General features: G+C 68.9%; 15 protein-coding genes. 6 read left to right on the top strand and 9 right to left on the bottom strand.

Translation table 11 applies throughout. The features are described from left to right. Positions 1-19 precede the first annotated feature (19 nt). Entirely contained in the window at positions 20-976 is a 957-nt protein-coding gene (locus tag LXT21_RS15865) for a UDP-glucuronic acid decarboxylase family protein (protein WP_141323332.1), read from the bottom strand. 24 nt (positions 977-1000) lie between these two features. After that, entirely contained in the window at positions 1001-1180 is a 180-nt protein-coding gene (locus tag LXT21_RS15860; RefSeq protein ID WP_046714083.1) for a ribbon-helix-helix domain-containing protein, read from the bottom strand. Positions 1181-1274: 94 nt separating this feature from the next. On the opposite strand from LXT21_RS15860, the gene LXT21_RS15855 reads away from it, so the two are divergent. Further along, positions 1275-1898, top strand: coding sequence for a hypothetical protein (locus LXT21_RS15855; RefSeq protein WP_254038970.1), 624 nt, complete (start codon positions 1275-1277; stop codon positions 1896-1898). 41 nt (positions 1899-1939) lie between these two features. On the opposite strand, the gene LXT21_RS15850 is transcribed toward LXT21_RS15855, so the two are convergent. The 7 genes from LXT21_RS15850 to LXT21_RS15820 form a co-directional block, all read right to left on the bottom strand. Beyond that, on the bottom strand, positions 1940-2302 hold the full coding sequence (locus LXT21_RS15850) for a cupin domain-containing protein (RefSeq protein WP_141646421.1): 363 nt from the start codon (positions 2300-2302) through the stop codon (positions 1940-1942). 28 nt (positions 2303-2330) lie between these two features. Beyond that, entirely contained in the window at positions 2331-3215 is an 885-nt protein-coding gene (locus tag LXT21_RS15845; protein WP_254038969.1) for an SPOR domain-containing protein, read from the bottom strand. A gap of 139 nt (positions 3216-3354) precedes the next feature. Then, positions 3355-3720 (bottom strand): integration host factor subunit beta, encoded by a 366-nt coding sequence (locus tag LXT21_RS15840; protein WP_254038968.1) that lies wholly within the window; start codon positions 3718-3720, stop codon positions 3355-3357. Positions 3721-3796: 76 nt separating this feature from the next. Further along, positions 3797-4564: a hypothetical protein gene (locus LXT21_RS15835; RefSeq protein ID WP_254038967.1), complete on the bottom strand. Its 768-nt coding sequence runs from the start codon at positions 4562-4564 to the stop codon at positions 3797-3799. A gap of 29 nt (positions 4565-4593) precedes the next feature. Beyond that, positions 4594-5640 (bottom strand): tRNA 2-thiouridine(34) synthase MnmA, encoded by a 1047-nt coding sequence (gene mnmA, locus LXT21_RS15830; protein ID WP_254038966.1) that lies wholly within the window; start codon positions 5638-5640, stop codon positions 4594-4596. 233 nt (positions 5641-5873) lie between these two features. Beyond that, positions 5874-7145 carry a CCA tRNA nucleotidyltransferase gene (locus tag LXT21_RS15825; protein WP_254038965.1) on the bottom strand — a complete coding sequence of 424 codons (1272 nt, stop codon included), beginning with the start codon at positions 7143-7145 and terminating at the stop codon, positions 5874-5876. A 145-nt stretch (positions 7146-7290) separates the two neighbouring features. Next, complete coding sequence (locus LXT21_RS15820; RefSeq protein WP_254038964.1) at positions 7291-8262, bottom strand: M91 family zinc metallopeptidase; 972 nt, start codon at positions 8260-8262, stop codon at positions 7291-7293. A gap of 318 nt (positions 8263-8580) precedes the next feature. On the opposite strand from LXT21_RS15820, the gene LXT21_RS15815 reads away from it, so the two are divergent. The 5 genes from LXT21_RS15815 (at position 8581) to LXT21_RS15795 (ending at position 12870) form a co-directional block, all read left to right on the top strand. Continuing rightward, positions 8581-9000: a hypothetical protein gene (locus LXT21_RS15815; RefSeq protein ID WP_254038963.1), complete on the top strand. Its 420-nt coding sequence runs from the start codon at positions 8581-8583 to the stop codon at positions 8998-9000. Positions 9001-9521: 521 nt separating this feature from the next. Beyond that, positions 9522-9842 carry a hypothetical protein gene (locus LXT21_RS15810; RefSeq protein WP_254038962.1) on the top strand — a complete coding sequence of 107 codons (321 nt, stop codon included), beginning with the start codon at positions 9522-9524 and terminating at the stop codon, positions 9840-9842. A gap of 86 nt (positions 9843-9928) precedes the next feature. Next, positions 9929-10342 carry a hypothetical protein gene (locus LXT21_RS15805; protein WP_254038961.1) on the top strand — a complete coding sequence of 138 codons (414 nt, stop codon included), beginning with the start codon at positions 9929-9931 and terminating at the stop codon, positions 10340-10342. A gap of 179 nt (positions 10343-10521) precedes the next feature. After that, the gene (locus LXT21_RS15800) at positions 10522-11199 is read left to right on the top strand and encodes a hypothetical protein (RefSeq protein WP_254038960.1); all 678 of its coding nucleotides are present in this window, start codon (positions 10522-10524) and stop codon (positions 11197-11199) included. A gap of 192 nt (positions 11200-11391) precedes the next feature. Then, the gene (locus LXT21_RS15795) at positions 11392-12870 is read left to right on the top strand and encodes an FAD-dependent monooxygenase (RefSeq protein WP_323394526.1); all 1479 of its coding nucleotides are present in this window, start codon (positions 11392-11394) and stop codon (positions 12868-12870) included. The last annotated feature ends 36 nt before the right edge of the window (positions 12871-12906 follow it).

Raw genomic sequence — 12906 nt, 5'->3', positions numbered from 1 at the left:
GATCACTCGCGGCGGCAACCTATGCCGGGGAGCGTCGCACGGCAACCTCGCGGAAGTACGCGATGGTCTCTCGCAAACCCTCTTCCAGCGGCACCTTGGGCTCCCAGTTCAGGATCGTGCGGGCCCGGGTGATGTCTGGCTGACGCTGCTTGGGGTCGTCCTTGGGCAGCGGCTTCTCGATGATCTTCCCGCCCCCGCCCGCCGCGGTGCGCACCGCCTCCGCGAACTGACGGATGGTCATCTCCCGGGGGTTGCCGATGTTGACCGGGTTGGGCTCGTCCGACAGGGCCAGCCGCACCAGGCCGTCCACCAGGTCCTTCACGTAACAGAACGAGCGCGTCTGGCTGCCGTCGCCGAACACCGTGAAGTCCTCGCCCTGGAGCGCCTGGCCCACGAAGGCCGGCACCACGCGGCCGTCGTTGAGGCGCATGCGCGGGCCGTAGGTGTTGAAGATGCGGACGATGCGCACCTGCACGCCCTTGCGCCCGTAGGCCGCCGTGATCGCCTCCGAGTAGCGCTTGGCCTCGTCGTACACCGAGCGCGGACCGATGGGATTGACGTTGCCCCAGTAGTCCTCGCGCTGCGGGTGCACCAGCGGGTCCCCGTACACCTCGGAGGTGGACGCCATCAGGAAGACGGCGTGGTGCTTCTCCGCCAGCTTCAGCCCGTTCTCCGTGCCGATGGAGCCCACGCGCAGCGTCTCCAACGGGAGGTTCGCGTAGTCGATGGGCGAGGCGGGCGAGGCCAGGTTCAACACGTAGTCGAGCGGCCCCTCCACCGGGATGCCCTCGGTGATGTCCGCCTTCACGTACGAGAAGCCCGGGCGCCCCTTCAGGGTGCGCAGGTTCTCCTCGTTGCCGGTGATGAGGTTGTCCACCGCCGTCACCGCGGCCGCGCCGTCATCCAGCAGGCGCTCACACAGGTGCGAGCCAACGAAGCCCGCGCCGCCCAGGACCACCACTCGCTTCCCCTGCATGCTCTTCACGTGCCGCCTCTTTCCTCAAATCTCGTCGAAGGTCGCCTGCCCGGGCAGCTGCGCCTTGTACTTCTCCAGGACCAGGTCGATGCCCTGGCGGATGTACTCGGCCACGGGCACCTTGGTCTTCTGGTTCAGCGCCTTGAGGAGCTCGTTCTGCTCCGGGGTAATGTAGATGGTGGTGCTGACTTTCTTTCGGGCCATGGCGATATGTGAAAATATATGGAATGACGTGGCGCGCGGAAGCATCTCGTGCACATGTCCTGGCCCAGACGCCCCATCGTCGCGGGAGCTCCGGATGACAGTCGGCAAGCGCTGGATTTTCCTCGGATTCGTCACCACGGGCCTGCTCGCGGGCTGCGCCGGGAACAAGGCCTCCGGGCCCAATCAGGGCATCTCGGGTCAATCCTCACCCACCACCACCGGCGAGTCCGTGAAGCCGGAGCGCTCGCGTGGCGAGCACGTCACGGCGCAGGACGTGAACGGTGACGGCAAGCCCGACGTGTGGACGTACACGGTGGACGTCGAGGGCTCGGACACGCTGCGCAAGGTGCGCCAGGAGCTGGACCTGAACTGGGACGGGCGCGTGGACCTCACGCGCTACTTCGACGAGTCCGGCGCGCTGATGCGCGAGGTGATGGACCTGGACTACGACGGCAAGGTGGACGCCACCTACTTCTACGAGAAGGGGGCCAACACGCGCCGCGAGCGGGACTTCGACGGGGACGGCAAGCCCGACAGCGTCACGTACTACGAGCGCGGCGTGCTGGTGCGCAAGGAGCGCGACACCAACGGCGACGGCCGCGTGGACTATTGGGAGTACTGGGAGAAGGGCCAGGTGGACCGCATCGGCGAGGACCTGGACGGCGACGGCACCGTCGACAAGTGGACCCGCAACCCCAACAACGCGGCCAGCGACTGAGGCGCCGGGCCGCGTCCACCTTCCGGGTACGACGGGGACTGCTACGGCTTGCTGGTGCCGGTGCGACCGTAGGAGTCCTCCAACCGGACGACGTCATCCAGCTCGGGGGTGCTCACCTCGAGGATGTCGCAGTCGGTGATGGCCACCATGCGGTGCTTGGTGAGCGGCTTGATGTGGTAGCTCTCGCCCGGGTTCATCTCCTTCTCGATGAGCCCCTGTCCCTCGTCGACGACGAAGAGCAGCTTGCCGCTCTGGACGTGGATCGTCTCGTCCTTCTGGTTGTGGTACTGCAGGCTGAGCTTGTGGCCCTGCTTCACGTGCAGCAGCTTGCCCACATAGCGCTCGGTGTGGGCCCAGATGAGCTCGTGGCCCCAGGGCTTCTCCACCCGCCTCGTCGTCGTCATGGTGCTTCCTGTCTTCCTCGGCCGCTCTTCAGTTCGTGCCGGCCACGAACGCGTCGAGCTGCGTCTCTCGCTTGAAGTCTGACAGATACCGGGTGGCGGCGTCCTTCGAGGCGAAGGTGCCCATCCGCACGCGGTACCAGGTGCCCTTACCGGCCACCTCCGCCGTGACGATATACGGGGCATAGCCGCGGTCGCGCAACCGACCCATGAACCGCTCGGCCTCCTGCTTGTCCTGGAACGCCGAGAGCTGGAGCGTGAACGCCCCACCCTTCACCGCGGGGTCCGGCAGCTGCGCGGCCCGGGCGATGGCCTCCTTCAGCCCCCCACCCTCCTTCTGCGTGGTGCGCGTGGGGACGGCCGCCACCTCCACCTTGCCGGACACCACCGCGGGCTTCACCGCGAGGGCCGCGGGCTTCTCGGCGGCGGGGGCGGGCTTCTCCGCGACGGGCTTCTCCACGGGCTTGGGCGCCTCGGCGACGGCCTTGGGCTCCTCGGCGGGCTCCTCCGGGGGCAGCTCACCGGTGTCCGGGTCCGGCGTCGGGGCCAGCGCGGCGGTCTTCACCGGCTCGGCGGGCTTGGCCACGGGCTTCTCGGCGACGGCGGGCGCCTTCGGGGCGGGCTTGGGCACGGGGGGCGCGATGGGCTCGGCGCTGGCCTTGCGCGTGAGTTCGTCCTGGAACGTCAGCTGCGGCTCCTTGCGCACGGCCTGCAGCGCCTGGGCGTTGGCGTCCAGGGCGGAGAGCAGATCCGGGGCGCTGGCCGTCTGGGCATCCCCCGCGAGCTTCTTGCCCACGACGACGCCCAGCACGAAGACGGCGCCGAGCACCACGATGCCGGCGATCAACAGGCTGACAATCTGCCGGTTGTCCAGAGAGACATCGAACTTCTCTTTCATCCGGTGGGCGTCACGCATGACTCTTGGAATCCTCGCGCGCGGACAGAGCGGGCCACACGAGTCCGTGTTGCGGCCTGTAGCGTCGGCGTCGAAGGAAGGTACGCCCCACCTCCCACACGGTCAAATTCACGGAAAGCGGCGCGCTCGCGCCGCGCGGCTACCGGGCGAGCGACGTCGACGCGAGGGGCTGCGTGGCGAGCACCACCGGAGGCAGCACCGAGCCCACGGGCTCCTGCCGGGGCGCTGGCGCGTTGAGGCGCGCGCGCAGCTCCTTGCCCGCGGCGAACGAGAGCGTGCGGCGCTCGGGCACGGCGACGCTCTTGCCCGTCTTCGGGTTGCGGCCCGTGCGTGCGCGCCGGGTGCGCAGCGAGAAGACGCCGAAGCCGCGCAGCTCGATGCGCCGGCCCGCGACCAGGGCCTCCGACATGCAGTCGAAGACGGCGTGGATGATGGACTCCAACTCACGTCGCGGCACGTGGGGCGCACGCTCCGCGATGCGTTCGATGAGCTCACTCCTCGTCATGGCACACCTCGGCCGAGCGGGACGAGGGACTCTACAGAAGCCAGCCCCGCGAGGACAAACGCCCCCGGGTCCAGGCTCAACGCAGGCGCACGTCGGCGGGCCCTTCCACCTCCACCTCGGCCCCGCCACCGCCCTTGAGGATGACCTCCGCGCCGTCCGGCACCAGCAGGCGCACGGTGCGGCCCAGCGGCACCTCGCGCCCCTCGAGCAGCACCGCGGTGGCCAGGTCATCCGTCTCCGCTATCGCGAAGCCGTCCTCCACCACCGCCACCAGCCCGCCCTCGCCCAGGTCTCCGGCGTGGATGAAGGGGACCTTGGGGCGGAACGGCGGCGCGGGCAGCGGCTGGTGCGGCCCCTCGTGCTTCGTGTCCGAGCCGAGCCGGCTCAGTCCGTTGGGCGTGAAGAAGGCGACGAAGTACTGCGTGGACGAGTACGCGTCCTCGTGGGCGCTCTTGGGCGTCACCTGCACGTTGGTGTAGCGGGCGGCGACGATGCGCAGCGCGCGAGGCGCCTCCTGCACGCCGCCGTCCGCCCAGCGGAACGACGGGAGGTTGGAGCCGTGCAGCTTCGCCTCGTCCGCGTCGCCCACCTCCAGCGTGTCGCCCTTCTCCAGGAAGCGCAGGCCGCCACCGAAGTACTCGAGCACGGCGGGCCCGGTGGCGGTGAGCTTCACGTCGCCCATGAGCTGCGCGCCCACGGCGATGGTGTACTCGGCCTTGCCCTCCTTGCGCACCACCGGGGCGCCAGCCGCGAGCAGTCCGGCGATGGGCTTGTCCGAGCGCTCCTTGCAGCCGGCGACGAGGCTGGCCGCGGCCAGCAGGCATCCCACGAGGCGCTGCGCCATGTCCCGTACTCCTCCCGGTTGACTCGAGCTCAGACGATCCACCCACCACCCAGGACCCGGTCCTGAGCGTAGACCACCGCGGCCTGTCCCGGCGTGACGGCGCGCGCCGGAGCCTCCAGCTTCACCGAAACGAGACCGTGAGGGGAGATCTCCACGCGTCCGGCGGCGCCGGCGTGGCGGTGGCGGATACGGACCTCCACGGGCGTCTCGGGCGACGGCGGTGAGTCCACCCAGTGGGGCTGCAGCAGCCCGAAGCGATCCCTCCCCGTGTCCTCGGCGTTGCCCACGACGACGCGGTGGGTGTCCGGCTCCAGGCGCTGGACGTAGCGCACCTGGCCACCGCCCAGGTTGAGGCCCTTGCGCTGCCCCACCGTGTAGCGATGGATGCCGTGGTGCTTGCCGAGCACCTGGCCCTCGGCGTCGACGATGTCGCCCTCGGGCTGGGGACCCGCGACCTTCTCCACGAAGCCCGCGTAGTCGCCGTCCGGCACGAAGCAGATCTCCATGCTCTCCGGCTTGTGGCTGGTGGGCAGCGCGTGGCGCTCGGCGACGGCGCGCACCTGGGCCTTGGTCATGTCGCCCACGGGGAAGACGATGTCGCGCAGCTCGTCCTGGCCCAGCGTGAAGAGGAAGTAGCTCTGGTCCTTGGCCGGGTCCGCCGCGCGGCGCAGGACGTAGCGGCCGTCCTGCTCCTCGACGCGCGCGTAGTGGCCCGTGGCCAGCCTGGCGCCGAGCGCGCGGGCCCGCTTGAGCAGGAAGTTGAACTTCACGTCGCGGTTGCAGGCCACGCACGGGATGGGCGTGCGTCCCCCCAGGTAGGACTGGACGAAGGGGTTGACGACGCGGTCCTGGAAGATCTCCTCCGCGTTGGCGACGTAGTACGGGATGCCCAGCGACTGGGCGACGGCGCGCGCGTCATCGATGTCGTCGGGACTGCAGCAGCTGCCGCACTTCGCCTTGCCCTCGTAGGACCAGACGCGCAGGGTGATGCCGATGACCTCGTGGCCCTGCTCCTTGAGCAGGGCGGCAGCGGCCGAGGAATCCACCCCGCCGCTCATCGCAACGACGACTCGCATGGTGCCCTTCCTACACGCCCTGGCCTCCGGGCGCACGCGGCAGGACGCCGGACGTCCCTGGAACCCGACCAGGAGGCACCCGGGGGCAGGCCCGCCCCGACCGGCACAGGGGCAGGCGCGCCTTCGTCCGCCCCGGCACGTCCACGCCCGCCACGGGAGCAGGCCGCCAGCCTCGGCCCCTCGGACGAGCCACGTGTCAGCCCGCGCACCGCCGCGCGAGCGGACCGCCGACCTCAGGCCTTCGGACGGGCCGCGTGCCAGTCCTTGAGCCGCTGCGCGAGCGCCTCGCGGGTGTTCAACGCGGGGTCATCCAGCACGGAGTCCATGAGGAAGCGGGTGGCCTCCCCGACGATGGGCGACGGACCGACGCCGAGCGTGGACATGATGTCTCCGCCGGTGAGCGCCAGGTCCTTGGCCACCAGGGGCGGCTTCGCCGCGGCGAGCGCCTCCAGCCGGGTACACAGCCGCTCCAGCTCCGCCGAACGCTCGGGCGCACGCACCTGGACGCGGGCCCGGGCCACGGGGAGCAGCGCGGGCAGCTGCGCGAGCCCCACCCGCGCCAGGAGTCGACGCAGCGCGGGGTCCGTGTCGGCGAAGCGCTCCTCGAGCTTCGCGGTCTCCACGAGCAGCGCCACCAGGTCGGCGACCTTGTTGGGAAACTTCAGCCGCAGGCCGATGTCCCGGGCTTGATTGCGGTCCACCAGGTCCGCGAGCAGCGCGGCCAGCCGGACCTCGAGCTCCGCGGGCGCGGCCTGCACGGCGGCGCGAGCAAGCCGGGCCTCCTCGGGCGTAGCGCGCGCCACCTCGGGGAGGAACACGTCCAACAAACCCGTCTCCACGAGCAGCACGAGTCCCCCTTCCGCGCGCGGGGACAAGAGCAGCTTGACCAGCTCCTCGCGCACGCGCTCCAACGCGACCTTGCGGAAGACGCCGAGCGTGGCGGGGATGGCGTCGCGCGTGGCGGAGTCCAACGAGAAGCCAAGCACGGCGGCGAAGCGGACCGCGCGCATGGGGCGCAGGCCGTCCTCGGAGAAGCGCTCGAACGCGGAGCCCACGCACTTGATGAGCTGGGCCTGCAGGTCCGTCTGGCCGCCGAACGGGTCCACCAGGTCGCGGTCCAACGGGTTGTAGGCCATCGCGTTGATGGTGAAGTCGCGGCGGGACAGGTCCTTGACGATGTCGCGCTCGAAGGCGACGGAGCTGGGCCGGCGCCCGTCGAGGTAGTCCCCTTCCGAACGGAACGTCGTCACCTCCACGTGGGTGCCGCCCTGCACGACGGTGACGGTGCCGTGCTGGATGCCGGTGGGGATGACCTTCTTGAAGGCGCGCTGGACCTCCTCGGGCAGCGCGCTGGTGGCCACGTCGAAGTCCTTCGGGGGGACCTGGCGCACCATGTCCCGCACGCAGCCGCCCACGAGGTACACGGCGTGGTTGAGCTCCCGCAGCCGCGCGATGACGTCGAGCACGGGGCGGGGAATGTCGGCGTTGTGGAGATTCGAGAGCATTCGTCCCAGGTCGGCGGGCGTCGTGCCCGCCTGACACCTGGGTTGTACTTGCGCGCCCTACTCGGGATCCAGGCCCAGGACGCGCTGTCGTGTTCAGGACTCCGGCGCACAGGCCCCCTCGGAGGGAGCCGGGCGTGGGGAGTGCTCAGCCCTCGATGTCGCCGAGGATCTTCCCGATGGGGGTCGGGGTGCCGATCATCTTCTGGAAGACGCTCCGATTGTCGGAGCCCTCGTCGTACCGCTGGATGGCCTCGTTCGTCGGGTTGGGCAAGGTGGGCGAGCGGCCCGAGTAGTCGTTGCGGCTCGGCAGGCCGTGCTCGGCGCGGATCTTGTTCTCCGTGGGCGCCCAGCCCGCGGGGGTGTGCGGCGTGGGCTTCAGGCCCACCGTCTCGAACTCCTCGGTCAGCATCGTGCGGCGGTTGAGGTTCGCCTTCATGTTGTCGGCGAAGTCGGGGTAGCGCTTGAAGACGTCGGCGTTGGCGTGCTTGCTCGACTCGATGGAGCCCACCTGGAGGCCGTTGGAGGCGCGCCACGCGTGGACCGACTCGTGGCCCAGGCTGTTGAAGCGCTGATGGCCGGGAGCCGACTCGTCGTAGTTGATGCGGCTGGGCAGGCCCGCGCTGGGCTGGCCGTCGTGACGGTAGGCCGGACGGATGGACTCGAAGGTGCCCTGGTGCCGAGGCAGGTGCGACATGGGCATGTCGGCGTTGCGGCCCGAGTAGATGTCCGTGGCGGTGATGGGGTTGCGCACGGTGCCCGTCTGGCCGGGGTTGAGCGCCTGGGTGCGGCCGTCGAGCTCCGTCATCATCCGATTGCCGGTCGGCCGGTTCATCAACGTCTGGGTGGACTCGCGCGTGTCGCGGGTGAAGTCCGCGAACTGGGCGCCGCTCTGGCCACCATCGCGGCGGGTCCGGATGCCCGGGAGGTCCGGGTGGGTGACGCCGTAGTCGGTGGGCTTGAGGTTGTTCTTCCCATCCTGGAGCTCCGTGGCGGACGGACGGGCCTTGGGCAGCGACGTCGTGTCGGGCTTCGCCGGGGTGCTGTTCGCGCGGGGGCGCGACGTCGTGTCCGTCTTGGGGGACGGCGAGGAGAACGACGGGCGGGAGCGGAGCTTCATGGGGGATCGCCTCGGAGTGGGAGTCGGTGACGGGGAAGCCCTAGAGCATTCCCCATGCCGACCCTTCCCCACCTCGGATCCACTCCTCGGGCCTCGTGATTTCAGTGGGTTGAGGACTCGCGGCGGCGACTCCAGACGAGGGCGCTGATGTCTGGGGTCAAGGGGGTGATGACGGTCGTCATCAGGGGGCGAGGCCCGGAATTGGAGGCACGGGGCTCGGGCGTGGCACGCTCGGGGGTGGTCGTGGCCATCGGACGCATGGATGGCCAGGGTGTTGGTGTTGGAGCGAGTCCCCCACGGGTTGCTGGAGGGTCACGGATGCTTCGCCACACGCTGACGCAGGCATTGAAGGAGCTCCGGACCCGGATTGCCTCGGGCGACCCGGATCTGAAGGCCGCGCGGCACCTGGTCGAGCGACAGGTGCGCATGTCCCCCGAGGCCCACGCGTACCTCGACAAGCTGCTAGCCGAGACGCGCAAGGAGGCGAGTCGCGAGGAGCTTCGGCGACCGTTCCCCGAGGAGCCACCCGCGGCCCAGGTCGTCGAGCACCGGCTCTGGGAGGAAGCCTGTGAGAGCGCCCGGCGGAACATGGCGCCGCCGTTGAGCCTCACGGTGTGGTGGGACGAGGGAGGACTGACGCGCCTGGAGGTGCTGGGGTTGTTGACGTTGGCGTTGCGCAGGCTCGCGGCGACGCCGGAGTTCGGCGCCGGGCCGTTGCTGCCAGGGCTGCAGCGATGAGGTGAGTCGCCCTGTCGCCGAGCGCGGCGGACGGGAACTCGCCGGGCCCGGGATTGGGATTGGCACAGGTGCGGGGCGCCGCCGAGTCCCACGGGGGGGAGAATCGCAGTGGACACTCTTCCCGAGCGAGGCACCCGCTTCACCATCGCCCCCCCAAGGACACGCGTCCGTTCCAGCAGGCACCGACATCCGAACATCCGCCGATCCCTCCATAAACGGCGCCCTGTCCTCGAGGAGCGAGGCTGCTTTAGATGCCTTGTGCATTCACAGCAGCCCACCCAGAGGAACTCATGCTCGCGCGTCCGTCCGCCACCGTGTTCGTCACCGTTGTTTGTTTGATGGGATGTCGTGGGACGTCCTCGAACGCAGCTCTAGCGCAACCCTCGACAGCCGACTCCGCTGGAGCCGCGGCGTCAGCCCTGGAAGCTGCGGCCAGGGAGCTGACCGGGATGTGGACCTGCAGCGGTTCCATCCATGGGCCAAAAGGTGCGAGCCCGAGCGAGGTTCGACTCGAGGCCCGGTTGGAGCTCGACAAGGCCTGGCTGCGAACCGACTTCGTGACGGTGTCCGGCCAGTATCCCTACAAGTTCACATCGTACCGAACGTTCGATTCGACGGCACATACGTGGAGGAATGTCATCCTCGACAACATGGGAGGCGAAGCCACGTCTTCGTCCACGGATGGCATCACCTGGGTTGGCGAGTCGGCGGGCCCCATGGGCAGGATGAAGATCCAGGACACCGAGCACCTCGTCTCGACTGCGAAGCTGACGCTGCGCGGCCAGTACTCGATGGATGGCCTGAGCTGGAGCACCGGCTACGATCTGACCTGCGAGAAGTGACGAGTTGCTCCCTGTATTCGAATCTCCGACGATGCCCACGGCCCGGTGGCCCTGCGCTCGCACATCTTCAAAACAGGGGATTCTCCATGAACCGCTTGAAGCTGTTGTTGCTGGGGTGCGTCGCCGTGCTCGCATTCGGGTGCGGAACGTCACCGGACGAGGTCAGCCTCGACAACGAGACCCGCGCCACCCAGGAGCTGACTGGCTGTACCGCGACCTGCGAGTACGGCACGGTCAGCTGTCCGTCTTCCGCGACGACGTGCTCCGCGACCCACTACGTGGGCGTGACGTGCGACGGCGTCGACCTTCCGTGCCCTCCGCCGCCAGAGTGTGATCCTTCCCTGCTGCTCTGCACGTCGCTTTCAGGCCAGCTTTGCAACTCCCTCAACGAGGAGGTTCCCTGCTGCGTCATGGAGACAACCGGCTCGTGGGAGAGTTCCTGCGTGTGCTTCCGAGCAGGCGCGACGCGGCCTCCCTACCGGTGGATGTGCGCGCTGTAGGCGACCCTACCGCGCGTCATCGCTGACGGCCTTCCTCAACGCAGGTCGAGGATGACTGGAATCACGCCCCTCCCCGACCCTCGTCGGACACGGGAGGGGCGACGGTGCGCAACCCTTCCAGATAGGATGGGGTGGCGCGGCCGGCGCGTCACCCCGAACCCCTGGAGGGATTCGACGCCATGCTGACCAAGGCCTTCGTCGTCCTCGCGCTGGTGTTCATCAGCGGTCTCGAGGCCTCTGTCTTCTGCTACAGCCACTGGGGATACTTCATCACACCGCCGAGCGGAGCGGGCGTGATTGCCGACTCGCACCGACTCGAAGCCCTGACGTACTTCAGGATCGACTCGGACGGGAACGTGGAGATAAGTCCGACCCCGCCCATCGTGCCGAGCGAGTTCATCGGATGCCCTCTCTTCGACTTCGAGTCCGGGTGCATGGATGACCGACTGATGGCCGCGGTCATCACGTTGCCGGGAGATGTCTCTCGGACGGAGTCGGTGGAAGCACTGCGTCCGCACATCGACCGCACGTGCGGAAACTGGGCCACGCCCCAAGGGGGCATGGCGATCACGGTGCAAGGCGATTCGGGACAGCTGCGATTGGTGACCTGCCGATCTGGAGAGATCAGCAATGACGTCTTCGCCTATCGGGAGGTGCTGTTCGCCCATGGCGAGGAGAAAGAGGTGGCCTCCGTCGAATATGAGATCTCGGGCTTCGAGTTCCTCACGATGCCGCTCTTCTTCATGCATCTGCTGCCCTTCAACATCGGCCTCTATGTGATTGGCCGGGTCGCTGGGAAGCAATGGTATGGCCCCCCTCCCCCATCCGCAGTGAGCGGGCTCCCGTCCAGTCCGTAGCGCGCTCAGGGCAGACGGTCACGCGGCCAGGCTGTGTCGCTTCCTCGCGACGAGCGCCCCTGCGCGCGCCCTACGGCACTGGCCTGCGTTCTTTCCACCCTCAGCAGATGCCAGACCCCGGGTATTGCCGCAAGCCCCCCGGGTCATGGTCCACCGTCGGCCGTTTCGACACAGGAGTGGGAGGACCGAGCCATGACCATGGAACCGATGACGCAACACGCCGTGGTGATTGCGGGAGGAGGCCCGACCGGGCTGATGCTGGCGGCGGAGCTGGCATTGGCGAAGGTGGATGTGGCCATCGTCGAGCGACGGGCCAGTCAGGAGGTCGCCGGCTCACGCTCGCGAGGCCTGCACGCGCGCAGCCTGGAGGTGCTCGATCAGCGCGGGGTCGTCGAGCGCTTCGTCTCGCAAGGGCAACCGGTCCAGAACGTGGCGTTCGGGCAGACGCCGCTGGACCTCAGTGACTTCCCGACACGTCACAATCACGGGCTCGCGCTCTTGCAGGAGCGCTTCGAGCGCATCCTCGCGCAGTGGGTCGGCGAGCTGGCAGTGCCCATCTACCAAGGGAGCGAGGTGACGGGCTTCACGCAAGGAGATACCAGCGTCGACGTGGCGCTCTCAGACGGCCGGACGTTGCGGGCGAAGTACCTCGTCGGGTGCGACGGGGGGCGAAGCCTCGTCCGCAAGGCAGCGGGCATCGAGTTCCCAGGATGGGACGCGTCGATCAGCTACCTCATCGCCGAGGTCGAGATGACCGGAGCCCCCGCGTTCGGCATCCGCCGGGACGAGAAGGGCACGTTCGCCATGGGCAAGCAGGCGGACGGAAGCGTGGGCGTCGTGCTGAGAGAGGAGCAGGTCAACACGGGCGACGCGCCGACGCTCGAGACGCTGCGCGAGAGCCTCATCGCGCTCTACGGATCGGACTTTGGCCTGAGAAGCGCCACGTACCTTTCGAGGTTCACCGACATGACGCGCCAGGCGGCGTCCTACCGGAACCGGCGGGTGCTCCTGGCTGGCGACGCGGCCCACGTGCACTCGCCGATGGGAGGACAGGGGCTCAACCTCGGCGTGCAGGACGCCGTGAACCTGGGGTGGAAGCTGGCCCAGGTCGTGCGCGGTGTCTCTCCGGAGAGTCTGCTCGACACGTACCAGGCCGAGCGGCACCCCGTCGCGGCACGTGCGCTGCGAAAGACCATGGCGCAGACCGCGCTCAGCCGAGGTGACGCACGGATGGATGCCGTGCGCGAGACGCTGTCGGAGTTGCTGCGGATGGACGGGCCACGCAAACAGTACGCGGCGCTGATGTCGGGGCTGGACGTCCACTACGACCTGGGCGCGGGACACCCGCTGCTCGGGCGTCGCATGCCGGACCTCGACCTGGTGACCGCCGAGGGCCCACGGCGCGTGTTCCAGCTGTTGCACGAGGCACGGCCGGTGTTGCTCGACCTGGGAGAACCTGGGGGACTCGACATCACACCTTGGGAGGACCGGGTCCAACGGATCGCGGCTCGATACACGAGCGAGTGGGAGCTCCCGGTGCTCGGCGTGGTCACCGCCCCCGTCGCGGTACTCATTCGTCCGGATGGACACGTTGCGTGGGTCGGCGAGGGTACGGGCCAGGGTCTGCGTGAAGCCCTGACCGGATGGTTCGGGCCGCCGCGTACGACGTGACAGGCGTTCGAGCATCGTGGCGCATAGGATGCGCCG

The sequence above is a fragment of the Myxococcus guangdongensis genome, assembly GCF_024198255.1.
GTDB classification, from domain to species: domain Bacteria; phylum Myxococcota; class Myxococcia; order Myxococcales; family Myxococcaceae; genus Myxococcus; species Myxococcus guangdongensis.
Note: the sequence above shows the minus strand (reverse complement) of the source record. Positions and strands in the feature narration are given on the sequence as shown.